The sequence below is a fragment of the Thermomicrobiales bacterium genome (assembly GCA_041390825.1).
Taxonomy (GTDB): Bacteria; Chloroflexota; Chloroflexia; order Thermomicrobiales; family UBA6265; genus JAMLHN01.
The window spans coordinates 53196-77109 of the sequence record JAWKPF010000015.1 but is presented as its reverse complement, the minus strand read 5'-3'; the positions used below and the strand labels follow the sequence as shown (position 1 = coordinate 77109).

The 23914-nt window shown below is 63.4% G+C and carries 19 protein-coding genes; 7 read left to right on the top strand and 12 right to left on the bottom strand.

Going from position 1 to position 23914, the window contains the following annotated elements; genetic code table 11:
* Window positions 1-7: 7 nt before the first annotated feature.
* Complete coding sequence (locus R2855_09690) at window positions 8-850, bottom strand: maleylpyruvate isomerase family mycothiol-dependent enzyme (protein ID MEZ4531291.1); 843 nt, start codon at window positions 848-850, stop codon at window positions 8-10.
* A gap of 6 nt (window positions 851-856) precedes the next feature.
* A complete protein-coding gene (locus R2855_09685) occupies window positions 857-2050 on the bottom strand; it encodes a CoA transferase (protein ID MEZ4531290.1) in 1194 nt (397 codons plus the stop codon).
* Between the two features lie 222 nt (window positions 2051-2272).
* Between R2855_09685 and R2855_09680 the strand changes: the two genes are divergently transcribed.
* Entirely contained in the window at window positions 2273-2845 is a 573-nt protein-coding gene (locus R2855_09680; GenBank protein ID MEZ4531289.1) for a MerR family transcriptional regulator, read from the top strand.
* Between the two features lie 158 nt (window positions 2846-3003).
* Entirely contained in the window at window positions 3004-4287 is a 1284-nt protein-coding gene (locus R2855_09675; GenBank protein ID MEZ4531288.1) for a VWA domain-containing protein, read from the top strand.
* An 81-nt stretch (window positions 4288-4368) separates the two neighbouring features.
* Here the strand turns inward: R2855_09675 and R2855_09670 are convergent, their stop codons facing one another.
* The 3 genes from R2855_09670 to R2855_09660 all read right to left on the bottom strand — a co-directional run bounded on the left by R2855_09670 (window position 4369) and on the right by R2855_09660 (window position 8442).
* Window positions 4369-6762, bottom strand: a complete 2394-nt coding sequence (locus R2855_09670; GenBank protein MEZ4531287.1) for a hypothetical protein — start codon at window positions 6760-6762, stop codon at window positions 4369-4371.
* A gap of 66 nt (window positions 6763-6828) precedes the next feature.
* Window positions 6829-7263, bottom strand: a complete 435-nt coding sequence (locus R2855_09665; protein MEZ4531286.1) for a hypothetical protein — start codon at window positions 7261-7263, stop codon at window positions 6829-6831.
* Window positions 7264-7299: 36 nt separating this feature from the next.
* Window positions 7300-8442 (bottom strand): SAM-dependent methyltransferase, encoded by a 1143-nt coding sequence (locus R2855_09660; GenBank protein MEZ4531285.1) that lies wholly within the window; start codon window positions 8440-8442, stop codon window positions 7300-7302.
* Window positions 8443-8665: 223 nt separating this feature from the next.
* On the opposite strand from R2855_09660, the gene R2855_09655 reads away from it, so the two are divergent.
* Together R2855_09655 and R2855_09650 are read left to right on the top strand one after the other, a co-directional pair.
* Window positions 8666-10678, top strand: a complete 2013-nt coding sequence (locus tag R2855_09655; protein ID MEZ4531284.1) for a PT domain-containing protein — start codon at window positions 8666-8668, stop codon at window positions 10676-10678.
* Between the two features lie 21 nt (window positions 10679-10699).
* Window positions 10700-11863 carry a mandelate racemase/muconate lactonizing enzyme family protein gene (locus R2855_09650; GenBank protein ID MEZ4531283.1) on the top strand — a complete coding sequence of 388 codons (1164 nt, stop codon included), beginning with the start codon at window positions 10700-10702 and terminating at the stop codon, window positions 11861-11863.
* Window positions 11864-11918: 55 nt separating this feature from the next.
* Here the strand turns inward: R2855_09650 and R2855_09645 are convergent, their stop codons facing one another.
* Window positions 11919-13079, bottom strand: coding sequence for an FAD-dependent oxidoreductase (locus tag R2855_09645; GenBank protein ID MEZ4531282.1), 1161 nt, complete (start codon window positions 13077-13079; stop codon window positions 11919-11921).
* Between the two features lie 17 nt (window positions 13080-13096).
* A complete protein-coding gene (locus R2855_09640) occupies window positions 13097-13906 on the bottom strand; it encodes a methyltransferase domain-containing protein (GenBank protein MEZ4531281.1) in 810 nt (269 codons plus the stop codon).
* A 132-nt stretch (window positions 13907-14038) separates the two neighbouring features.
* Here R2855_09640 and R2855_09635 point away from each other — a divergent pair, with 132 nt between their 5' ends.
* A complete protein-coding gene (locus R2855_09635; protein ID MEZ4531280.1) occupies window positions 14039-14407 on the top strand; it encodes a VOC family protein in 369 nt (122 codons plus the stop codon).
* Here the strand turns inward: R2855_09635 and R2855_09630 are convergent.
* Complete coding sequence (locus R2855_09630; protein ID MEZ4531279.1) at window positions 14404-16041, bottom strand: hypothetical protein; 1638 nt, start codon at window positions 16039-16041, stop codon at window positions 14404-14406. The two genes, R2855_09635 and R2855_09630, sit on opposite strands and share 4 nt — an antisense overlap.
* A 44-nt stretch (window positions 16042-16085) precedes the next feature.
* Between R2855_09630 and R2855_09625 the strand changes: the two genes are divergently transcribed.
* Entirely contained in the window at window positions 16086-16355 is a 270-nt protein-coding gene (locus tag R2855_09625; protein ID MEZ4531278.1) for a hypothetical protein, read from the top strand.
* Here R2855_09625 and R2855_09620 read toward each other — a convergent pair.
* The 3 genes from R2855_09620 to R2855_09610 all read right to left on the bottom strand — a co-directional run bounded on the left by R2855_09620 (window position 16321) and on the right by R2855_09610 (window position 21888).
* Entirely contained in the window at window positions 16321-18765 is a 2445-nt protein-coding gene (locus tag R2855_09620; protein MEZ4531277.1) for a LuxR C-terminal-related transcriptional regulator, read from the bottom strand. The genes R2855_09625 and R2855_09620 overlap by 35 nt on opposite strands.
* Before the next feature lie 99 nt (window positions 18766-18864).
* Window positions 18865-21294, bottom strand: coding sequence for a LuxR C-terminal-related transcriptional regulator (locus R2855_09615; protein MEZ4531276.1), 2430 nt, complete (start codon window positions 21292-21294; stop codon window positions 18865-18867).
* A gap of 78 nt (window positions 21295-21372) precedes the next feature.
* A complete protein-coding gene (locus R2855_09610; GenBank protein ID MEZ4531275.1) occupies window positions 21373-21888 on the bottom strand; it encodes a response regulator transcription factor in 516 nt (171 codons plus the stop codon).
* Between the two features lie 402 nt (window positions 21889-22290).
* On the opposite strand from R2855_09610, the gene R2855_09605 reads away from it, so the two are divergent.
* Window positions 22291-23019, top strand: coding sequence for an NAD(P)H-hydrate epimerase (locus R2855_09605; protein ID MEZ4531274.1), 729 nt, complete (start codon window positions 22291-22293; stop codon window positions 23017-23019).
* On the opposite strand, the gene R2855_09600 is transcribed toward R2855_09605, so the two are convergent.
* Window positions 23016-23870, bottom strand: coding sequence for a hypothetical protein (locus R2855_09600; protein ID MEZ4531273.1), 855 nt, complete (start codon window positions 23868-23870; stop codon window positions 23016-23018). The genes R2855_09605 and R2855_09600 overlap by 4 nt on opposite strands.
* Window positions 23871-23914 lie beyond the last annotated feature (44 nt).

Sequence of the window (23914 nt, the reverse complement as noted above, 5' to 3'; positions counted from 1 at the left end):
CTCGGCGTCACGCAAGGACGGTCACCATGCTCACCATCGCCTCGATCGTGGAGGGATCGCCTGAGCGCTCGATGCGTGGCAGCGCGTCCTCCCGCGCAATCCCTTTGGTGTAGAGCCGCCATGCGGTGTCTTCATCGAGCGACACGGTGGCAAACGGTTCGGCCCCACGATCGCTGTCGAACTCCCAGCCGCCATCCCCCTTGCGTACGATCCAGGTGCAGCCCGCTTCGCCCCGGATGGTGAGGCGGGCATGCGCGCCGACTGGGGCATCGACCTCTCGCAGCGCATTGGGCAATGCCAGCATGAAGGTGTCGAAGACGGGATAAAGCGCCCATCGGTCGTTCAGGAGGGGGCGTCCGGCGGCGTCGCGAATCTGCTGTTGGTGGATCCAGCGTTCGGTGAACTCGCGCGCGACATCCATCCAGATCGGCGCAGGGCCGGGCTGGATCCAGTCGACGGGAATCCCGGACGCATCCATATCGAGCGCGGCCATCGTTGCGGAGTATTCAGCGCCGCTCCGTTCGAGTTGATCGATGAGCTGGCGCGGACTCATCCAGCGCGCCCCGTCGACCCACGCGTTGTTGAGCCGATCGACCAGCGCGGTCACTTCCGCACGGCCATAGGGCGGTTGCACGCGTGGACCATGCGGCGACTGATAGCCATCGCGGCGACCGGCGATGAAACGCATGTCTCCATTGAGCAGATGCAGCGCCACGTCGTGAATCGACCATCCTGCGCAGACCGTCGGCAGTTGCCATTCGTCCGGGCTGAGCGAGCGCAGCAGATCCAGCAAAGCCGCGCGCTCGCGCGGAAAGAGTGGCCGCAGATCGGTCGGGGTGAAAACCGCCATGCCTGGCTATGATCCGGTCATGGCGGCAATCTCATCCTCGGTGAACCCGAGCTCGCCCAGAATCTCCTGATTCTGCTCGCCGAGCATGGGCGCCGCATGCCGCACCGGGAGTTGTTGCCCGCCCACCTTGTATGGAAACCCGGGGATGTCGACCCCGCCGACTTTGCTGTGGTCCATGGTGCGGCGCATCCCGGCGAATTCCGCCTGGGGATCGGCAAAGACCTGATCGACCTCGTAGATCGGTCCACACGGCACGCCTGCCTTGTCGAGCAGACCAACCACCTCAGCGGTCGATCGACGTCCCAGCGCGTCATCCAGCACCGCGTAGACGGCGTCCTTGTTGGCATTCCGGTCGGCATTGGTGGCAAAGTCTGGATTCGCCGCTGCGTCGGCAAGTCCCAGCGCATCGCAGAACTTTTGCCAGAGCCGGTCGTTGCCAACGGCGATGTTGACGAACCCGTCGCTGGTGGCGAAGGTGTCGTATGGAACGATGATCGCGTGCGCGTTGCCCTGGGCGGTGGGAACCTTGCCGGTCAGGAAATAGCCGGTGGCGTGGTAGGTGAGCAACGCCACCTGACCGCCCAGCATCGAGACATCGATGGAGGTGCCTTCTCCGCTCTGCTCGCGCCCATAGAGCGCTGCTGCGATCGCGTAGGCCGCGAACATGCCCGCGGTGATGTCGGCAATCGGGGGACCGGTCTTCGTTGGCCGGCCCCCTTTCTCGCCGGTGATGCTCATCATGCCGCCCATGCCCTGCACGATCAGATCGTAGGCCGTGCGGTTCGCCGAAGGTCCCTCCTGGCCGAATCCAGAAATGGATGCGAAGACCAGGCGCGGATTGCGCGCGTGCACCGCGTCATGGCCAAAGCCAAGCCGCGCGATGGTGCCGGGAGAGAAGTTCTCCACCAGCACATCGGACGAATCGATCAGCCGCCAAAGCGCTTCCTTGCCAAGATCCGACTTGAGATCGAGCGTAACCGAGCGCTTGTTGCGATTGACCGATAGGAAGTAACCGGCTTCGCCATCGATGAATGGCGGACCCCAGGCGCGCGTATCGTCCCCTGTGCCGGGCATCTCCACCTTGATCACATCGGCGCCCATATCGCCCAACATCATGGTGCAATATGGACCGGTCATGACGCGGGTCAAATCGACGACGCGGATTCCGTCCAGGGGGAGCTTCGCTGCTCGTTCAGTCACGCGGATGAGTTCCTTCCATTCGGCGAGCAAAGGGTGCCAGATGGGAGCCGAGTGTAGCACCGGGAAACACGTGCGAGACACGCGGATCGAAGCACCGATCATCGCAGTGGAGCTTCGAACCGGGTCGGCGAAGCTGCGCTCACATGAACCAGCGAAGCTATCTTGACAGTGGTACGTCGCACTGTTATAATTCGTACTGCGAGAAAGGTCTGCGTGGCAGGAATGGATACCGGCGAGCGCCAATACACCTTGCAGGAGCTGGCCACTTCGGCAGGTGTCTCGATCCGGACCATTCGTTACTACATTGGCGAAGGGCTGCTGCCCGCTCCAGTTGGGGCCGGGCCGCAGAGCCACTACACCCAATCGCATCTGAACCGGTTGCGCGCCATCGGGCTGCTGAAAGACCGCTACCTGCCGCTAAAGGAGATCCGGAAGGCGCTTTCCGGACTCGACGACGCGGAGATCGAGCGGATGATCGCTGCCGAGGAGGGCGCTGCTCTGCACGAAGCGGCGGACGCGTCGCCTGCGGCCGCAGCGTTCGCCTTCGAGGAACCGGCAGCGTCCTACGACGCGCTTTCGTACATCGACGCCGCGCTGGAGCGGGGTCAGTCTCGCGCGAGTTTCAGGCGCGGAGCCATTCGCGAGGATCACGCAACGCGGCGCGTGGATGCCGCGCGCTGGCGCAAGATCGACATTGCCGACGGAGTCGAACTGCTCGTGCGGGACGACCTCTACGATCGGCGCAGGGAACAAGTCGACTGGCTCGTCGACTGGGCCAGGAAAGTCGTCGACTAGCAGATTCACCGTTTGCGATCGAGCAAACCGAGAGCATCTCCCCGGCCGCCGGGAAACGAACTATCGACCAACAATCCGCGGGAACCGTCCCATTCGCCCGGTGTCATCCATGCGCCCGGCCAGGCTTGCCCATCCCCGCATTCGAACAGGAGGTGACAGTGACCGAATCGACTCTTCAAATCGAGACATGCTGGGATCGCCCGGCGCTCACCGCGTGTGATGGAACCGCGACCCTGATGATCCGCATCGTTGCGCCAGGAGCAGCGCGTTCAGGGGCTTTGCGGCCGCCGATCGATCTTGCGTTCGTCATCGACCGTTCTGGATCGATGGCGGGACGACCGATCGAGCTCGCCAAACAAGCGGTCAGCCAGGCCGTCGGGATGCTCGATCAGCGCGATCGCGCCGCACTGGTGGTGTTCGACGATCACATCGATCTCCTGCACCGGCTTGGCGATGTGGACGCACGGCAGCGCAACAACTTGCGGCAATCGCTTGGCCGCGTGACGGCACGCGGCTCGACCGATCTTTGCGGTGGCTGGCTCATGGGGTGCCGCGAGCTTGCCCGGTACGAATCGGCGAACGCGCCCGATCGCGTGCGCCGCGCTATCGTGCTGACCGATGGACTGGCGAATCAGGGGGAGACCTCCGTTTCCGCGTTCGTCCGGCATGCCTCCGAGCTTCGCAAACGCGGTATCACGACCACCGCGCTCGGCATGGGACACAACTTCGACGAAGGGCTCCTTTCGGCCATGTCCGAAGCGGGCGGCGGCAACTTCGCGTACGTCGAATCGGCGTCCCAGCTTGCGCGCACCTTCGAGCGCGAGCTCGACCGGTTGACCGCAATCACCGCCACTCGCATCAATCTGCGGCTCCAGCTCCCTGAGGGGACGCATGGCGAGCTCTTGAGCCCCTTCCCGGTCGAGCGAAACGGCCATCGCTTCGACATCGCGGTCGATGACCTCTCTGCGAATGACGAAGTGGTGCTCATGTTCGAGGTGACTGGAGGCGATCTACGCCTCGACACGCGGCTGCCGTTCGAGCTGTCGGTGCGCTGGACCGATGCGTCCCGGCATCAACGGCGCACAGACGTTGGCGCTGTCTCGTCGCTGACGGTGGTCGACGATCGGGTCTGGAGCGCAATGCCAGTTGCCGATGAAGTCGTTGCACAGAGCGCGGTGTTGCGATCCGCGCGCGACCAGCGTCGCGCGATGGAACTCGACCGGTCCGGCCACTACGCCGAGTCCCGCGAGCTGTTGCAAGACGCCTTTTCCCGGCTCATGAGCGCGCCGGCAACCGAGGAAGTACTCCGCCTGCGCGATGAGGCGCGGGACTATGCAGCTTTCGATGCCGCGGCTCCTCTTTCCGAACCAACGCGCAAGCAGGCGGTCCACAACGCGCTCTTCCGCTCGCGCCGTCGCCAGCAGGTCGATCAGATCCCGTAGGACGGCCGCTCTGAACGTGGCGGCACACAGGCCGCCACGTTCCGGGTCAAGATGAATGCCGAGTCGTGGAAGCGAGGTTGGTCAGCGCTCGTGTGACGTGCCAGACGTGCGACGCGCGGTTACCGCCAGAGCAGACAGGATGACCCCGAGCGCCGCAAGCAGCACCAGGTATTGGCGCATCGATGCTCCGGGCCAGACGCCGACGCCCGGGAGACTCTTGGCGTCGGTCACACTGGCCACCGCCTTGGCATCGACATCCTCGACGACGAGCGATGTGTACGACACCGCGGAGTAGGAGCTGCCAAAGAATCCTCCCTCGTCGCCGATGAGCTCGTCGGTGACGAGGTCGCCGGTCGTCGATCCGGTCCCGCCCGTTCCTGTGCCGCCCGAGCCGCTTCCGTTCGGACCTCCCGAAGTCGATGTCACCCCTTCCTCGACCATGGAGGTGCCGGCGCCGTATTTCACAATCACGCGTGTGACGGTATTCGGTTCGATCGCAAAGGCGGCGCCCTGGCCAGTCAGTTGCTCGGTCAACGTGTGCAGTGAGCCCGACGCGGCCGGAATGTTCTGAATCGATTCGACGCCGTCCCGGCCGAGCTTGAAGGCGGGCACCGATTCGCCACTGGCATAGGTGATTTGCACGGACGCGTCACCGGCAAAGCAACTCGAACCGCCCAGATCGGATGCCGTGGCCGACGCCCCCGGCGCGAGTGCGACCACCGATGTTCCGCTGGAGGTCAGGCAGTAGAGCGCCACAACAGTCAACGTGCCACTTCCGGTGGTCGATCCCGACTGTTCCGTGGCGGTTGCGCTCGGCGGGACCGATGTTGCGGTAGATGTGCTGGGTCCAGTCGTGGCCGTTGCGGTATGCGTCCGGGTCGGTGTGCTGGTCGAGGCCGGCGTCGTCGCGGTGCGTGTCGCCGTGGCTGAGGGCGGAACAGGGGTAGTGGTGCGCGTGGGCGAGGCGGTATTGGTCGGGACCGCTGTCGAGGTCGAAATCGAGGTCGAGGTCGACGTCGGCTCCGGCGCCTGGGGAATTGCAAAGAGGTGGACCGTCACATCGCCATCGTAGGTCGTGTCGAGCGAAACCGTGGCCGTCGCCAGGTCGATGGCAGAGATGACACCACCTTCCTGACTGTTCGCCCCGCCGAAGGTGTAGCCAGCGGGCACCCAGTTCAGCGTGACAGCGACATATCCGAGCGCGGTTTGGTCGAATCGGTAGGTGGGGGCATCGACACAGGCGTTGTTGCCGCCATCACCGTCCCAATCGCCAATATCCGATTCGCAGGTTGCCGTCCATTCGAGCCAAGCCCCGTAGAGATCGCGCGCGCCCCAATTGCCATCGGCGACGGTCACGCTGAAGTCGGCGCTGCCCCCATCCTCCGCGCGCGCCACCGCAGGGCACGTCAGGAGTTGCGCCGCCAGGCTCCCGAGCGCGTTCAGACCGTCACTCGAGCCGATTTCGGCGCCACAGAGATGCATGACCACGTTCACGCGGGGTGGATTCAGGTAGTAGAGATGGACGACTGGCTGTTCGGTCCCGCGCAGGCTGGTATCGAGGCTCAGATGCCAGCTCGAGGGGTCGGAGGCAGTGATGATGCCAGCGTCCGCTTCGCTTCCTGTCTCAGCCGCCACATAGCTCATCAAATCGGGAACCGATGTCAGATCGAGCGCGATCGGCCCTTCGGGCAATTGGAAGGCAAAGCCGGACGTGCTGACGCAGCGATCGTTCGTCGGGTCGTTGTCGAGCGGGCCGACCGTGCTTTCGCAGAACGCGTCGGATACAAATGAACCGTTTCCAGTCAGAGACTGCGCATCCCCAACTGCAGGAGTGAGCGTGAAGTCGAAATACTGCTCGCCGCCGTTCACGGTTCCGCCAGGAGAAGGGAACCCGGGCAGCGTCATTGCCGGGCAGGCGTTCATGCGGTCGGTGACGTTGCCCAGCGCCCAAAGTTGGTCGACGTACTGGATGTCTGGCTTGCAAGAGTGCGCCACGACCGTCAACCCGCTGGTGATTGCGTCCGCGGCGGGCTCGACGGTTGGTTCGACTGTTGGCTCGGCGGCGGAGAACGCGATGACGATGACCTGCGTCGCGCCATCCGCAAAGACTTCGACATCTCGTGAGGCGCCGGAAACCGGATCGTAGAGATTGTGAATGCCCGCGTCGAGCTGAAGCTCGAGATAGGGCGCCGCCGGCCCGTAGTCGATGCCGTCGATCAGCAGCGCCTGATACCCGTCGATGCACTCGCCGGATGGCACATATTCCGCCGCCAGCAGGATCGAAACGACGCCGGGGTCGCCTCCACCGGTGCAGCTCAGCGCCGAGACCTGCAACCATCCAGTCAGTGGCGCCTGTTCTTCGACGGGCGGAGTTCCCTCTCCATCCTGGGCCGTTGCCGGCATGGCGTGCCCACCGGCCAGCAGCGCGCTCAACAGGGCGACAAGCAACATTGTTGGAAATGCACGACGAGGCATGAACACCAGGCTCCAGGCGCCGGTAATGCACCGGACGTGAGCGAATTGTACTGGCCCGTTTGCGAACTACTCGTCCTCACCCGAGGCGACCACCGCGTCGTCACGCGGATCCTCGTCCAAAATCTCGATTCCGGTTGCTGCGGCCGCGTCCCGCAACGCCCCAACATAGCGCCAGGGGAGCTCCCAGTATTTGGCGGCTGCCACCACACCTTCCGGATCGCCCGCCAGGAGCTCGCCGGCGTCGAACTGGGCCATGACCGTTTCACCCTGATCGGTGATGGTCGCGATCGACTCGCCGTAGCGTGCCTCGAGCGGCGCTGCGACGAGCACTCCCCAAATTGCTGGTGAATCGAGGGTCGCAAAGGCTTCTGGCCGGGAGGCGTCCCCGGCATCGAATCGTGCCCGTGCTTTGAACTGGACCCCTGGCCAGCGGGCATTGACTCGGTCGGGCCACATTGCCTCGCCGGTAAGGATCAGTACCGTTCCACCCTGCTCGCTCATGCCTGCTCCGTCTGGATCGAATCTCAGGTGGCCAGTTTACTGTCGAAACCCGGTCAACGGCGGGTCGAGATCGAGACCGCGCGTCATCCCCATCACTCCGAATCGTCCCAGTCCACCTGGTTCGATCAAGCGAAAGATCGCCGCCTTGGCCGAGAGATAGTCTTCGGTGGTGACGCCAGGTTCGTGTTGGAGATCGACGAGGAACATCCCCATTCCCAGATGCGACAGAAAGTCTCCCTGGTTCGTGAACCCAGCCGGCTCCAAACCGGCGCGCATTCCCGCGCGTTCCAGCGCAGAAAAATCGACATGGGTGGTGAGGTCGACCTCCCCGGGAGAGCGGAAGGGATCGTCGCTTACCTGCTGTCCGCGATAGGAACGCAGCGTCCCGTCCAACCGGTGCGCCGCATAAAGGGTTTCCGCTTTGTACCCGTAGTCGATGATGAGCGCCAACCCACGTTCGAGCAGGGTTGCCGCCCGCTCGAACCACATCATCGCGGCGGGACTGACTTCCAGGATCGATCCATTTGGCAACGTGCCAGCGAGCGCCTCGACCTCGGGCAAGCTCGCGACGCTCTCCGAACGCGATCCTTCGACCCAGTCGAAACCGTTGCCGGTCTGTGTCACGAAACACTCTTGCAACTCGCCGTCCCTGACCACCAACCGGTGCGCGGGAAACGCGTCGGCCACTTCGTTGCCGAGCAACACACCGGTGAACGACGGCAACGGATCGTCCGGCTCAGAGATCGAGACACGATCGCCCAGTCCAGCGTCGGTCATCGCCGCCATCGCTTCGGCGCGGCGAAAAGGATTCGACTCCACCAACCGATAGCCCAGTCCGTCCATGGCTTCGGGCGCGTCATGCGCAATCCCGGCCAGAATGTCGTAGGCAAGCACGCCAGTGCCGGCGCCGTACTCGCGGATCTCCCAGGTCTTCGGTTGCCCGAGCCGGTCCCACACCTCGATGAGTTGCCGGGCCACCGTCAACCCGAAATAGGGAGAAGCTTCCGGAGACGTCAGGAAGTCTCCCGTGCGGCCCGGAGCCAACCGCTCTCGTTGGTAGTACCCGTATTCCGGGTGATACAGCGCCAGCGACATGTACTGGGCGAGCGTGATTGCGCCATTCGGCGAAGCCTCGATAGCGCCATGGATGATGGAAGAGAGGAGAGACGATTCGGTCATGAATATCAGTGTCCAGTGTCGAGTGCCCGGTGTCCAGCCAACACCTTGCCGAACCGCAGCCAATCGTTCTCCGGACTCCGGCCTCAGAAATCCGGACCGCAATCCCGGCGGACCCCAACCTTTCTCCCAGCTCTTGCTCAGGAACGCGCCGCAGGCTAAGGTCAGTAGTGACTGGGAGTCCCCGCGGCTCCCCGCGACGTTCTCGCCGTAAGGAGCGTTTTTCATGCCAACGAGATTGCTGATTCGGCTGTTGGTCGCCGCGATCATGCTGGTCCCGGCGCTTCCCGCCGTTGCGTTTGCCCAGCCCGAGGGAGAGGTTGTTGTCATCGAGGACAACTTCGACGATCCCTCTGCCGGGGTGTTGCAAGAGGGTTCGGACGATCCGGATCTTCGGTTCGATTATGACGATGGCGGATACGAGATCGATGCGTTCGCCGATGACTTTGCCGGCGATCTCACCGTGCCAGTGCCGGGTGAGTTTTCCAATGGAACGATTGCCATCGATGCGTCGCTGACCGGTTCTGAGGATTCCAACGGGCACTATCTCTTCCTCGCTTGTCGCGTGCGCGACGAGACTGGCTACAAACTGGAGATTCGCCCGCTGGCGCAAGTCGCGGCCGTCTGGTTGTTGAGCCCGGACGGGAACACGCGCATTGCGAATGTCGGGCTCGAAGGCGATCCCAGCGCAGGTCCGTTCCGCATCGAGTTCAGCTGCAATGGCGATCAATTGACCGGCCGCATGGACGGGCAAGAAATCGTCTCTGTCACCGATGCGACCTACGATCAGGGGAGCTTCGCGTTTGGCGCCGGGGTCTATCAGCTCAGCGCTGGGCCAGTCTCCGCGGACTTCGAGAATCTGATTGTTTCGGTTCCGGAGAGCGATATCTCGGTCACGCCAGAGGCGACGCCAGAACCGGTCGAGGAGCCCACCGAAGAGCCCTCGGCCGATGCCACCGCCGAAGCCAGCGAGGAAGCCACGGAGGAGCCAACCGAGGCGCCGACCGAAGCTCCGACCGAAGCGCCAACGCAGGAACCGACCGCCGAGCCGACCGAAGCGCCTGCTTCGCAGGCGGCTATTTTTGACCGCACGGGACTTGCCGCTGCCGCCGACCAGTTGCGCGGCCAGGCAAGCGCCAATGATCCGATCTATGGACCGGAAAGCGGAACGACCGACCTGACGGCGAGCGAGGACGTGCTCGATTTCGTGGCTGCATCGTCGTTCACGGTGCCCGAAGGCGATTGGGCGGCGGGCTATGCCTTCCGGCAGATCGACGGGTTGGGTGGCATCCTGCTGATCTCGTCCGATGGCGCCTGGTTGCTCACACATGGCACCGAGCAGGTGCGCGCGGCCGGGCTGGTCGAGAACCTGAACACCGATCCGGGTTCGACAAACACCATCGAGCTGATCGCCGCTGGAGAAACGGGTTATCTCACGGTCAACGGCGAATTCGCGTCGCAGCTCGATCTTTCACTCTGGCCGGATGCTGGCCGCCTGTCGGTGATCGGCACGGCCTCCGGGGATGTCACCGTGTTGGATGTCACTGACGCGACGGTGTGGGCGCTTGGCGATGCCGCAGGGGAGCCCACCCAACCAGAAATGGCGCCCACTGCCACCGCGTCGCCGGTGCCAGAGGAAACCGACGTCGTCGAGGAGTCTCCGGTCGCAGAGGAAGCGACCGTGGAATCCACTGCCGATGAAGCGACAACGTTCGACGAGATCGTGGAGTCCACCGGGGGACAAGATCCGCTTTCCGGACCGGACTCCGGGACGCTGACGCAAGCAATTGGCTCGCTCGATATCGCCAGCGCCGGGGTGATCACCTCGAACTTCTATTCGACGGTTCGCTTCTCGAATCCGGCCAACGCCGAAGATCCGGACCACCCGTGGGATATCGTGATCGGCTTCTGGCACACCGGTGGAGACAACCAGATGCGGCTGGTCATCTCGTCGGACGGCACATGGTCGCTTGCCATCGGCACTGCCCGCCCGATCCTGACCGGCACGGTCGACAACCTCAATCTGGGTGAGGCGCGCGGCAACGATATCGGCCTCGCGGTGCTCGATGGCACGGGCTATCTCTCGATCAATGGCGAGTTCATCGATGCGTTCGTGATTCCATCGGAACCGAATGCGGGTGACCTCTGGCTGGCGAGCGGCACCTTCCCTGAAAATGCGCAGGAAGGCGTGGACACGCTCTACAGCGACTGGACGATCTGGTCGCTCGAGCGAGGGTAGGGCACTGGCGAGAGGGGCTCGATGAAGATCACGGCAGTAACGTCGTATCCGGTCAAGGTTGGATTTCGCAATCAGTTCGTCGTCAAGATCGACACCGATGAGGGGATCTCCGGTGTTGGCGAGGGTGGCATGTCCGGCCGCGAAAAAGGCATGGCCGGTATGGTGGAGCACCTTTCCCGCTGGTTGATCGGCGAAGACCCGGGCCGCATCGAGCACCTCTGGCAAACCTGCTATCGCACGGCGTATTTCGAAGGGGGCAACATCCTCACAGCTGCCCTGAGCGCGATCGATATCGCGCTTTGGGACATTCAGGGCAAGCGGCTGGGCGTTCCCGTTTACCAGTTGCTTGGGGGCGCCTGCCGTGACTATCTGCCGCTCTTCGCCACTCCCGGCGCGCTCGATGGCCCGGAGATCGTGGAGAAGGCGAAACAGATGCACGCCGAAGGTTGGAACGTCCAGCGCTTCGTGCCGGTGATGAAGTCGACACTGAAGGACGATGCGTCCAAAACGGAAGTGTTCGAGCCGCTGGAAGCCATCGATCTCGCCGCGCATTGGCTGCGCGAAATTCGCAAGGAGGCCGGTACCGGGCTCAATCTCGCGATCGACTTCCATCACCGACTGAATGTTGCCGAATCGGCGTTGTTTTGCCAGCGAATCGAGGATCTGCATCTCTACTTCGTGGAAGAGCCATTGCGTTCTGAGAATCCGCGTGCCTACCAGCAGCTACGGACCATGACGTCGGTTCCGTTCGCGATCGGGGAGGAGTTCGCAAGTCCGTTCGCGTTCGTTCCGTGGATCGAGGATGGCATCACGAACTTCGTGCGGGTCGATGTTTCCAATGTCGGCGGAATAACCGCCGCGCGCAAAGTGGCCGCTATGGCCGAGCATCACTACATGGATGTCATGCCGCACAATCCGCTCGGCCCAATCACCACTGCTGCGTCGATCCATTTCGGATTGGCGACCTCGAATTTCTCGTATCTCGAGTATCAGCACCGGTTGGCGGACGACTACGATCGAGACCTTTTCCCGGAGATGCCGAAGATCGACGGACCGCGGTTCCCTGTACCCACCGCGCCCGGTCTCGGCGTCACGTTCGATCACGAGGTCGCCGCCGAGCGCGCGTTCGAGTTCTGGGACGCTCCCCGCTGGCGGCGTCGAGACGGCTCCTATCAGAACTGGTAAGCGAGGCAACGGGCAACAGGCGCCGGTGATTCAGTAACCGGGATTTCGGTCGCGGTCAGCCATTGACGACTGTCGCCTGGACCTGAAATCGGTCGACCAGAAACGGGGTGATGTCGATGGCGGGCTGCTCGCCGAGCACCAGTCCGGCGACCAGCCGCCCCGAGTACGGGCCAAGCTGAAGACCCGACGGTCCATGACCGGTGCAGAGGAAGATGTTCGGATGGTCGGGAGCCGGTCCGAGGACGGGCAACCGATCGGGACTGAACGGGCGAAGACCGATCCTGATTTCGGCAATGGTGGCGATTCCCAGTCCGGGCGCGACCGCCAGTCCCTCGTCCAATACTGATTTCACACCCGCGGCCGTCAAGCGCACTTCATAACCGGAGTCGCTTTCACGGGTCGCTCCGCAGACCACCCGGTTGGGCCGGAAGGTGAGGATGTACTGGTCGTGATATCCGAGGATGATCGGCCAATCCCCGGTATAGGCGTCCGGCATGTCCAGATGCACGATTTGCCCGCGCTGTGGAAAAACCGGGAGCGCGAACCCGAGCTTCTCGGCCAGATAGCATGACCAGGCTCCGGCCGCGATGATCAGGCTGGTCCCTTCCACCAGCGTGGAACCGACTTTCACTTCCACCAGCGTATCGCTGGCGGAAACCAGTTCTGCCTCTCCCACGATCAGTTCGCACCCATTGCGCTGACATGCCGAGCGAATCGCATCGCGCAGAATGCGCCCATTGACCCGTGAGGCGTCTGACGCATGCACCGCGCCAAGAATGCCGCCCAGGGGAGGGAAGAGCGCGCGCGCCGCCTCTGGATCGAGGAGCGTCACCTCACCGACATTGCCAAGCCCATCCTCGCGCCTGCGGATCATGTCGCTTGCCAGGGCAGGAAGTGTCTCCGCTTCGGCTTCGCTGCGTGCGACGAAGAGCGCGCCCACGCGCTCGTAACCCGTATCTGGTTCGCCATCAGCCGTGAGTGAATCGACCAGCTCGGCGTAATAGGCAATGGCTGCCTTGCGCAACTCGTAGCCGGTTTCTGAATCGCGCACGTTCATTCCCGGCGCGATGATCCCAGCGCCCGCCTGGGTGGCGTGACCCTCGTCCATTCGGTCGATCAGGGCAACCCGCTGTCCGGCTTTGACCAGGGGATAGGCCGCGCTCCAGCCCAGCAATCCTCCGCCAATGACGATGGTATCGACCTCGAGGGTGGGCATAGTGGGTCTCTCCGTGCCTAGGAATCGAGCGGACGATTGGCGCGCATGTTGAGCCGCCAGTAGTCGAAGACGTAGGGCGGATCTTCCGCCGCCGCGCCCTCGACAAGCTGCGCAACGAACCGTTCACGCAGATCTTCGGGTATGCGAGTCAGATGTTCGCCCAGGATGACATTGGTGAGAAAGGTTCCGTACGCGCTGGCATCGTCCATCGGGGTAGGGGACTCGTAGAGCCAGGTAGTGATGTTCGTGAAACCGGAGTCTCGCAGGCGGCTCGCGGTCGTGACATCGTCCGCGAACTCCCAGGGACCATTCCAGCCGTCGAAATATTGGCCGAACTCGGACGAGCGCATCTGGCGCTCGACGCGCTGGAGCAACGATGCCAGATTCGGGCCGCCTCCGCATTGCGCGGAAAGCAGTCCACCAGGCTTCAGCACGCTGAGCAAACCGCGGAAGAGCGCGTCGTGATCACGGATCCAGTGAAACGTTGCTGTCGAGAAGATGAGATCGACCGGTGCATCGCCCACATCTGCGAGCGACAACCTTCCAACGTCCGCCTGCACGATCGTGACCCGGTTCCCGAACCGCGCCAGGTTCGCGCGCGCTTCGGCCACCATGTTCGCCGAACGGTCGATGGCGATCACATGCCCGTCGGGGAGGAGCTCGAGCAGCTCGGCCGTCAAGCGTCCCGACCCGCATCCCGCGTCGATCGCCGTCTCATCGCCCCGTAGCGTGAGATCGCTGAGCACCGTGCGTCCCCAGCCGACATGCGGGTTGGAAACCTGGTGATAGACGGAGGCGTTCCACTCCGCCGGTTGTCGAATGGACATTCCCTATCCCTTCCTCGTTGGTTGGAATCTAGCATGTCGACCTGTCCAACCGATCGCCACCTCAGCGTCTCGGGGTTGACTACAATGTGCCACCGATCGATCAGGCACGGCGAAACGAGCGAGGTCTTCAGCATGATGTCATTCCGCTATATCGTCTCGGATGTCGATGCCGCCGTGACGTTCTACACCACCATGCTCGAGTTCGAGCTGGAAGAGCAGTTCGGATCGGCAATGGCCATCGTGCGCCGGGGCGATGCTGTGCTCTGGCTGGCTGGTCCGCAAAGCTCGGCCGCGCGTCCAATGCCGGAAGGCGCTCGACCGGCGCCCGGCGGGTGGAACCGGATCGTCATCGAGGTGGACGACATCGCTACGACGGTCGAAGCGTTGCGTGCGACTGGAGCCCGCTTGCGCAGCGACATCGTCTCCGGTCCGGGCGGGAGGCAGGTGCTGGTGGAGGACCCATCCGGCAACCCAATCGAGCTTTTCCAGCCGTTGCGTTAGGGAACTGGCGTAGCGGGAAGCGGATCGTACAGGGCAGGGTCAGGAACGGTATAGGGCGCCCATTGAAAATCGGTGGCAGGCCAACCATCCTCGAAATGAAGCGCCAATAGCCGAACCGGTCCTAGCCGTTCGCCGACCGGAACGATCATCGACGGCTTGGTCAGGTCGAGCGCGGGAACGATGATCCCCTCACCGCCGGGGGCCCAGCTAATGCGGCCATGACCCTTGTTGGGCAGCTCGATCGCGCGTTCGCCGATGCCAGTGCGCAACCGGATATGCAATGTGCGCCCACGTTCGAGATAGGCAAAATGCACACCGTCTGGTGACCAAACCGGTCGAGAGGGGGCCTGCGTCTGCGAGGTCACGGGCGTCACTGTGCCGGTCGCCAGGTCGATCAGTGCAATGGCGCTATCTCGCACCGCATACCAATCCGAGTCGGCAGTTGTGCTCCAGAGCAAGAGGACGTCCGCGTTCGACGACCAACTGACCGCCCGTGCGTGTGGCGGTGTCGATGCGAGCAACGGAGTGGCTTCCAGCGAATCGACATCGATTCCGGTGACGATGTTCGCGCCGCGGGGATGGAGCTCGATCGCCGCCAGCCTTGTCCCATCGCCCGACCAGCTTGGCGACGTCATGCCAATTGCTCCCTCCGGGAGTGGCACGTCCCGTGCGGTGTCGGCAACGAAATCGAAGATGCGCAAGACCGCCGGGTTCCCAGACTCGTCAGCCGCTGTGACGAATGCGAGCCGAGTGCCATCCGGACTCCAGGCGGGAAGTGACGCGACCGCTGTGTCATCCACCAGCTGCAGGTTCGTTCCATCTGGATCGATGACGAACAACGCCGCGTACCGTTCCGCCCCGGGCAGTGACGAAAAGAATGCGATTCGGCTTCGGTCCGGACTCCAAACTGGAGCCGCGACCGGCACGCCGTCGAACACCAGCTCCTCGTCGCCGCTGTCCGGGCTGACCCGATAGAGCGCCCCGTTCCGAGCGAAGAGCACCGGTGTATGCGTCAGCCGGAGTTCGGTGAGCGCGTCCGGATCCGGCGGTTCACCGGTGAATGCGGCAAGCTCGAGCATCGCTCGCTCGGCCTCGAGCCAGGAGCGGTTGGTGGTTGCGATAGTGATTTCCCGTTGCAGATCGGTCTGGAACTGCTGCTCGGCGGATGCCAGGAGGGTGGCAGCTTCGGTGTTGTCCGGCATGGCGGCCACAACCGACCGCAACAGCTGTACCGCTCGCCCATTGTCGCCATGGTCGAGCGCGGCGCGCGCGTCGAGGTAGGCGGCCTGGTATGGCGCCAGAAGCTGTTGGGTGGTGATGCGTTGCTCGGGCGCGTCGCGATACCCGCCTGCTTCTCCGAACTGGGCGATCGCAACCGGTAGATTCCCCAACTCCAGCGCCGCCATCGCGCGGTCATATGCGGCGGATTGCGATTGCCGCACCTCCCACGTACGCCAGCCGACGACCGCCATCACACCCAGCGCCAGCATGAACGGCAGCAACAGAAACCAACCGCGGGCGCCGGCTCCCCGGCGATGCGAAGGCTCGGTGGTGGGCCATTGCAGCCGTGTGCCGCAGCTGGCGCACCGCGCGGTATCTGGTGGATTGAAGGTGGCGCAGCGCGTGCAGAACACCGGGACACTCCGCGTATGGGGTCGATCTTCGTATCCTACCCGCTATGAAACCGATTCGCGAACTCGATCGGCAACGGATCGTCGGATGCGCCTTCATCGTCGCGATGGTGGCCGCTCCGTTCATCGCTCTCATCTACGGGTTTGGTTTTGCCTTGCTCGTGTTGACGGTTGGGTTGGTCCTCACTGCCTTCCTTGCCTACGACGCGCGCGATCAGGTCGATCCGGGACGGCGCACCGTTGTGCTCTTGATGGCGGGAACCGCGTTGGTGCTTGCTCTGATCACGGGACTGGCGGCCCTTGGTCAGTTTCGGTAACCGTGATCAATCCTTCCCGCAAGACGACCGTGGTGGCGGCAGAACGAGACGGTACGTCCAGCTTCTGGAGAATGCTGCGAACTCTGGCACGAGCGGTCGCATGCGAGATGTCGAGCATCGCCGCGATCTCCCGGTCGGTATGGCCGAGCGCGATCAAGCGCATGGTCGCTCGCTCATTCGGCGTCAAGCCATACCGATCGTCCTGCTGTTCAAATGTCACGATCCTGTCGCCAGCCTGTTGCGCGCGGGAGAGCGCCGCATGCATTTGCATGAACGCAGCTTCGCGCGAGAGCGCTGTGCCTTCATCTCGATAGCGCTGGAAGTCGTCGGCGCCGAGCAGCCGCAGGGTGGCATCTCGCTGAGCGGCGTAGATTGTCCGTTCCGGTAGCGAAACCGGGCTGCCCGCCTGCTGGTGCAACCGATCTGCGATCCCGAACACCGTTGCCGCGAGTGGCAGATCTCCTGTTTGCGCAGCGATCGCCGCAATCGCATCGACTTCATCCGTCCAGGTGAACTCGATGCCGCATTGGGTCATGAAATCGAGGCCAGCGGCAATGTGGCGCGCGGCTGTGGCGGGTCGCCGCTCGGCAATGGCGATGAGCCCCATCGCATGATGCGCGTAGGCAATGTTCAGACCGGCGATGTCCGGGTCCGTTTCCAGCACAGATGTGGCGAGCATCCGCGCCCGCTCGAACGCTCCCAAACCGAAGTAGGCGAGCGCCTCGTGATACCGGAGGTTCGCGCCCGTCCACCCGGAATCGAGGTTCCCCAGCACGGTTCTCGCGTTCCGCAACGCATCGAGAGTGCGATCATGATCCCCGGCGCGCTCGGCCACGATGCCGCTGACTGCGATGGCGTAACCAATGGCCCATTGTGGGTTGGCGGGTTCTGCCGATGCTCCCAGGGTATCGAGCCGGTGAAGCGCGTCGTCGCGCGTTTCCGCGAAGAGCGCGAGCAGGGACCCGCGAGCGCACTCGATCCGGCAACGGGCCGCGAACGGCAACTGCTCTGGGGCATATCGACCCTCCGTGCGCTCGATCGCTCGTGCCCCTTCTTTCCATGCAAGCTGGTTGTAGAAGAACCAGAACAGTCCGGCAGCAAAGGACGCGCCTTCTGCAGGATCGTGCTGCTGGGTATAGTCGAGCGCCGCGCGGAAATTCTCCCGATCGGGCGCAAGGTGCATGAACCAGCCACTATCCGCGAGTGGCGCGCCCGTCGCGCCCCAGGTTGCCTCGGTCATCGCACGGAAGTACAGCGCATGCCGCATCGCGGTTTGCTCGCGTTCACCCCGCTCGATCAGCCGTGCCTCGGCGAACTGGCGGACGGTTTCGAAGAGCCGAAAACGAGGGCTTTCTGCGGCGCTCTCGACCCGCTGCACAAGGCTTTGCTCGACGAGCTGCTCCAGCGTCGGCAGGACTTCGGACGCCAGCAAGGGGGTGCGGTCGTCCTCGAGCGGAGCTGCGAGGGAAAAATATGCCGATGGTTGAAAATCTATCGGGCCGTCGGCCGCCACGCTCTCTGCTGCGTCGAGTGCAAACGATCCGGAAAAGACCGACAGCCGATCCAGCAGCAAAGCCTCACTGGGGCGGAGCAACTCGTAGCTCCAGGCGATTGTTTGTTCCAGAGACTGGTGGCGGGGAGCTGCATCTCGCGGGCCGTTTCGCAGCAGCGCCATCGAGGCCTGCAATCGCTGCAGGATGGCTTCCGGGGAGAGAACGCGACACCGTGCCGCTGTCAGCTCGATGGCGAGCGGCAAGCCGTCGAGCAATCGACAGATCTGCGCGGTCGGCTCGATGGTTGCTGATGTCAGCGCGAACGAGGGCCGAACGGCACGTGCCCGGGCGGCAAACAACTCGACGGCCGATGCGGAGGCCAGCGACTCGAGGTCGCAAGATGAGCCGAAGTCCGCGCTCGGCAGCGAGGGCACTGCCAACGGCGTTACCTCGTAGACGCGTTCACCGCTGACATTGAGTGGCGCGCGGCTGGTGACAATCGTGCGGACCGCTTGCGCGTGCGCCAAGGCATGATTGAGATCGGGCCCGGCTTCGAGCACTTGCTCGAAATTGTCGAGAATCAGGAGCAGCGAACGACGCTCCAGCGCGCGCGCCAGTTGAGCGGAGGGAACCGCCTCCTCTCGCAGACCGAGCATGTTCAGCACCGCAGGAATGACCTGCTCAGGATCGGTGATCGCCGTGAGGTCGAGAAATCGCACTCCGTCGGTGAACCGGTTTTCCAACATGGTTGCGACGGCGATCCCAAGGCGCGTCTTGCCAACACCACCTGGACCCGTGAGTGTGACGAGGTGTCTGCCTGGCGCTGCGACAAGCGCGGCAACCTCGGCGATGTCGTGTTCCCGTCCGATGAGTTCGGAGTGCGTGGCTGGAACGCGCCCGGCAAACGAAGTGCTCAACGGGATACTCCGCGATCGATGCTGAAACGTTGCTTGTTGGTTCGACGTCAGTATCGCATTGTCCGGCAGCGTGCGATGACGGGTGCGTTGGAGCGGACCCTAGCGATCGGGCCCGATCAGCCGTTCCCGGAGCGCGACACTGGTTGCGGCCGTGCGTGAATGGACTCCCAGTTTGCCGAGAATATTGCGTACGTGAGTACGGGCTGTGCCGTGACTGATGAAGAGCCGGTCACCAACCTCGCGATCGCTCAGACCCATTGCCACCAACCGCAAGACTTCGATCTCGCGGTTGGTCAAGCCAAGAGTGCTGACACTGGAGTGGTCCGGCTCGGCCACCATCTCCGCTTGGGAAGTGAGGGCGATTGCCTCCAGCGCGGTACGCGCCAAAGCGAATCCCTGGTCGAGCGACATCGCAGCTCCGGCCGCCTGCAGCTCGTTGAATCTGGCGACGGTCATGGTTTCCCGAACGTGATCTCTCGCGTTGCTGTAATAGATCGACTCTGGCAGTGTGATTGGATTGCCGGTTTCCCGATTGAGCCGGTCGGCCGCGCCGAAGAGCCGGGCGGAGAGCTCCAGATCGCCACTGGCGGCAGTGACGCTGGCGGCGGCGTCGATGAGCTCGGTTGCCGTGCCGACGATCTGGTGCTCCAGCGAGAAATCGAGTGCCGTCCGGAACTGCCGAGCCGCGGCGCCAATGTTGCTTTCCGCCAGTTCGATCATCCCGAGCAAGTGAGTGGCATAGGCAATGTTGATGCCGGCGTCCTGGATGGGGACGTCGGCGACCCCGCTCGCCAGCTCCCGGGCGCGATCCAGCTCCCCGAGCCCGAAAAGATTGACCGCCTGATGAAACCGTACGTTTGCCAGGGTGGGCGTATCGCCCACTGCGATCAGCAACGGCAGCGCTTCGTCGATGTATGCCAGCGCCTGCTGGTAGTTCCCTTCGTCCTCCGTCAGTGCCGCGAGCGAGAGCAACGTGTAGCCGGCGCCCCATTCATTGCCGAGCGTCCGCAACTGATCGAGCACTCGCTCCAGATAGGCGACTCCTTCCCGCTTCGTTTGCGGAAAGAGCGCCAGCAGGTTGCCCAGCGCAAAGTCGTTTCGGGCACGCGCCATGGGGAGCAACGTTGCTGGATCGAAACGCCCTAGCGGACGTTGCATCGCGCGGATTCCGTCCATGCGATGCCCGCGGATGTAGAAATACCAGACCAACGCGGCCGCAAAGGTGCTTCCGGTGGCCGGATCGGTGTCTGCCAGATAGTCGAGTGCTGACCGCAGATTCTCGTAGTCGCAATCGAGACGGTCGAGCCAGTCCTGTTCCAGCTCTGGAACGCCATTCGCCATCCAGGCGCTCTCCGCTTGCGCGTGGAACCAGGTGGCGTGGCGCAAGGCAGTGCGCTCGGTATCTTCCCGTTCGGCCAGTTTGGCCGCAGCGAACTGCCGGATCGTCTGGAAGAGCCGAAAGCGGGGTTCGTCGTCGTTCGACTCCACCCGCTGCACCAGACTGTGATCGACCAACCCATCGAGCAGATCGAAAACGTCGGACCAATCGAGGAGATCGTCTTCCGGTGGGGGCGGCTGATTGGGATCGACATAGATCGAAGGCGCGAAGGAGATCGGCGCGTTGCCGGCAATGGCTTCCGCGGCCGAGAGCGAGAACGACCCGGAAAAAACCGAAAGGCGATCGAGGAGCAGCGCCTCTTGCGGAGAGAGCAGCCCATACGTCCATTCGATCGCGGCATGGAGCGCCTGATGTCGATTCGGAGCATCGCGAGGACCGCCGCGCAGGAGTTGTAGCGAAGCGCCCAGGCGGTTCACCAGCGCTTCTGGCGAGAGCACATTGCTCCTCGCCGCGGCCAGTTCGATGGCCAGCGGCACACCGTCGAGGTATCGGCAGATGGCGGCGACCGCCGGCATGTTTCCCGCGGTAAGCGCGAAACCCGGACGGGCGACCTGCGCCCGCGCAACGAAGAGCTGCACAGCCGGAATGGCGCCAATCTCCGCCAGATCGGCTGTGGCCGCATCCTGGGCGGTGATCGTGGGAGGCAGGGAGAGCGGCTCGACAGTGAATGCATGCTCTCCGCGCACGCGGAGCGGCGCCTGGCTGGTGACCAGCGCGCGCACGCCCGGCGCGCCAGCCAAACAGGCATTCAGCGCGGATCCAGCATCGAGTACCTGTTCGAAGCCATCCAATACGAGCAGGATGTCACGATCGGACAGGTAGGAGGCGAGCTGGCTCGAGGCGCCGGCTTCTTCGGGCAGTCCGATCGTGCTTGCGACGGCGGGAATCACCTGTGACGCGTCGGTCATGGTGGAGAGGTCGATGTAGACGACGCCGTCCGGTAGTTCGTCGCGCATCCGCTCGGCAACCGCAATCGCAAGCCGCGTCTTGCCGACACCGGCTGGACCTACGAGCGTCAGAATCGAACTGTCTGCCGCGCGCAAGCGCGAGACGATGGCCGCGATGTCATGCTCTCGTCCAACCAGCGTGGTGAACGGAACCGGCAGGTTGGGCGAGGGGATCGAAATCATGAAACGGTGCAGTTTGCCCCTGGGGAACGGGTCGAACGAACGGCTGGGAAGTATCGCATCCGATACGGGAAGCAGACGCTAGCTCATATCGTCCAAACGAATCAGCCCCTCGCGGAGCGCCAGCGTAGTGGCGGCCGATCGACTCGGCACATCCAGTTTCTCCAGGATGTTGCTGACGTGGGTGCGGGCTGTTCGGTAGCTGATGAAGAGCCGGTCACCGATCTCCCGGTCTGTCAAGCCAACCGCCACCAGTTGCAGCACTTCCAGCTCGCGCGGGGTCAACGGACGCCGCGCGCGACCCTGCAGCGGGGCAGCATCGCCGTGTTCGATGGTTTCCAGATGGGTGCGGGTCAGGGCGAGCGCAGGTTCGAGGGCAAGAAGCTCTCCTTCGCGATGAAGTTCGAGATAGCGTTCTGTCCCGAGCGCGGTACGGGCAAGCGCGCGCGCAGCGTCATAGATTGGACGCTCGGGAAAGGTCGACGGATTGCCCGTTTCCTCATTCAGGCGCTCTGCTGCTCCGAAGAGCAGCGCCCCGGCTTCGTGGTCACCAAGCTCGGAGAGCAGGCTTGCAGTGGCATCGATCGCTTCGGTCACGACTCCGATCAGACGAAAGGACGAACAAAGGTCGAGATATTCGCGAATCCGGCGGGCAGCGACGTGAATGGCCGGGGAAGCGCCGAACGAGATGGAACAGTCATCGGAGGATGAGGAAACCTTGCCTGGACGAGGCCGAATGTGATGCCGAAGTATCGCATTCCTCATGTGCCCGGTCTCCGACACGTCGCATCGCGAACCTCCCGTGTTCTGCCCTTGACAACGCAATCATATCTGTATAAAGTTATGAGGAACTCAAGTACATCGGCTGCACCTCCGATGGAGTTCGCAGAAACGACATCTGCCCGGCCGGGCAGCGCCCTCTCCCCGGTCGAACCCAACGAGAAATGCCGTGGCCACCTGGTCGCGGCATTTCTTGTTGTCTCGGGGTAGGATCACCCTATGGAACGCTTGTCCACGTTGCCGCTCGTGACCGGATCGCAAATGGCCGCGGTCGACCACGCGATGGTCGAGGTATGCGGACTCGAATTGCTGCAGGTGATGGAGATCGCGGGCCGGGCCGTTGCGCGCGTCGCGAGAATCCTGCAGCCTGCTGGTCCGGTGGCCGTGCTCTGTGGCAGCGGAGGAAATGGCGGCGACGGATTAGTTTGCGCGCGCCACCTGGCCGGGTGGGGGTTCGATGTGCGTTGTTGGCTGGTCAAGCCCGCCGACGAGTATCGCGGACTCGCAGCGCACAATCTGCACGTCTGTCAGAAGCTCGGCATGCCGATTGCTGGTCCGGCTGACCGAATCGATCTCAGCGACGTCGATCTCGTCATCGATGGGCTGTTTGGGTTCGGGTTGAGTGCCGCGCCCTCGGGCCGGGCCGCGGATCTCATAGCGGCGGCCAACCGTTCCCGAGCGCGCGTTTTGGCGATCGACATGCCGTCGGGCGTCGATGCGACGACTGGAGTCGCTTTTCCTTCGTCGATCGTCGCGGACGTCACACTCACCCTCGGGCTGCCCAAAGTTGGGCTGCTGGTCGAGGGCGGTCCGATTCACGCAGGGAGCGTCGTCGTGGCGGATATTGGAATCCCGGCCGCTGCCTACGCTGCGGCCGGGATTCCCGTGACATCGATATTCGATGCTGCTGAGTTCGTCACGCTCGATGGCCAGCCCTGGCCGTCCTAGCGGCGCGGCGCTCGGTATCCGGACGCCTCCGCATCGACCTCGGAGGCAAAGCAGACATCGGGGATCGTGCGATCGTAGTGCCCACTCTCGGGAACGTAGTAGATCATCGAGCTGGCCTTCGCCTTGACCGGGTGCGATTCCGGGCAATTGTGCGAACCATCGCCCCGCACCCAATCCGGATCGATGACCGGCTCAGGCTTGGGTTTGCGCGTGGATCGCGATTTCTTTGGAGCGGCCTGCGCCGCTTCGGTCTCGGGTTCCGGGAGATCGGGCTCAGCAGCCTCGAGTGTGTCGAGAATCTCATCGATTGCCGCTTCGGTCTCGATTTCGGCCTCGACGATCTCGTCGATGAGCTGCTCTTGCTCAGTCGGCGGTGCTCCGAGGTTGGCGAGATCGAGATCTTCCGTGGTCGAACTGGTCACCACGGTTTCGGCATTCCCGGCGTCGTCGGCAATTTGCACGATCGTCTCGGTTTCCCCTTCCACGCTCACTTCATGGATAGTGATCGTTTCTTCAGTGCCATCGACTGAAACACCGGTGACTTCCGAGCGCGATTCGACAACCGGAGCGGTACGCTGCGGAGTCACTGGCGATTCGCTCGCTTGTGGAGCCGTGTACGCCACACCAGTGGCTGCTGAAGATGGGGTGTAACGCAGCGCTTCTGCCCAGGCGGAATCGACATCGGTCTTCGCGCTCTTGTCGAGTCCGATTGCTTTGCGCAGCTTCTTTGCGAGCCAGCCTGAGATTCCCAGGAAGACTATGAGCCGCCATACCCAACTCAGCCGCATCAACCACTTGATGCGGCCAAGCGTGAGCCAAAAGATGAAAAACCGGACCAATCGAAACATCATGTTCGGGCCGCCTTGCTTTGCTGGTGATCGGACGATCGTGAATC

What these genes read in the sequence shown, in the direction of transcription:
- R2855_09650 (MEZ4531283.1), top strand. Translation starts at nt 10,700, where the DNA reads ATGAAGATCACGGCAGTAACGTCGTATCCGGTCAAGGTTGGATTTCGC.
- R2855_09640 (MEZ4531281.1), bottom strand. Translation starts at nt 13,906, where the DNA reads ATGTCCATTCGACAACCGGCGGAGTGGAACGCCTCCGTCTATCACCAG.
- R2855_09615 (MEZ4531276.1), bottom strand. Translation starts at nt 21,294, where the DNA reads ATGATTTCGATCCCCTCGCCCAACCTGCCGGTTCCGTTCACCACGCTG.
- R2855_09605 (MEZ4531274.1), top strand. Translation starts at nt 22,291, where the DNA reads ATGGAACGCTTGTCCACGTTGCCGCTCGTGACCGGATCGCAAATGGCC.
- R2855_09670 (MEZ4531287.1), bottom strand. Translation starts at nt 6,762, where the DNA reads ATGCCTCGTCGTGCATTTCCAACAATGTTGCTTGTCGCCCTGTTGAGC.
- R2855_09645 (MEZ4531282.1), bottom strand. Translation starts at nt 13,079, where the DNA reads ATGCCCACCCTCGAGGTCGATACCATCGTCATTGGCGGAGGATTGCTG.
- R2855_09680 (MEZ4531289.1), top strand. Translation starts at nt 2,273, where the DNA reads ATGGATACCGGCGAGCGCCAATACACCTTGCAGGAGCTGGCCACTTCG.
- R2855_09690 (MEZ4531291.1), bottom strand. Translation starts at nt 850, where the DNA reads ATGGCGGTTTTCACCCCGACCGATCTGCGGCCACTCTTTCCGCGCGAG.
- R2855_09665 (MEZ4531286.1), bottom strand. Translation starts at nt 7,263, where the DNA reads ATGAGCGAGCAGGGTGGAACGGTACTGATCCTTACCGGCGAGGCAATG.
- R2855_09660 (MEZ4531285.1), bottom strand. Translation starts at nt 8,442, where the DNA reads ATGACCGAATCGTCTCTCCTCTCTTCCATCATCCATGGCGCTATCGAG.
- R2855_09635 (MEZ4531280.1), top strand. Translation starts at nt 14,039, where the DNA reads ATGATGTCATTCCGCTATATCGTCTCGGATGTCGATGCCGCCGTGACG.
- R2855_09600 (MEZ4531273.1), bottom strand. Translation starts at nt 23,870, where the DNA reads ATGATGTTTCGATTGGTCCGGTTTTTCATCTTTTGGCTCACGCTTGGC.
- R2855_09625 (MEZ4531278.1), top strand. Translation starts at nt 16,086, where the DNA reads ATGAAACCGATTCGCGAACTCGATCGGCAACGGATCGTCGGATGCGCC.
- R2855_09655 (MEZ4531284.1), top strand. Translation starts at nt 8,666, where the DNA reads ATGCCAACGAGATTGCTGATTCGGCTGTTGGTCGCCGCGATCATGCTG.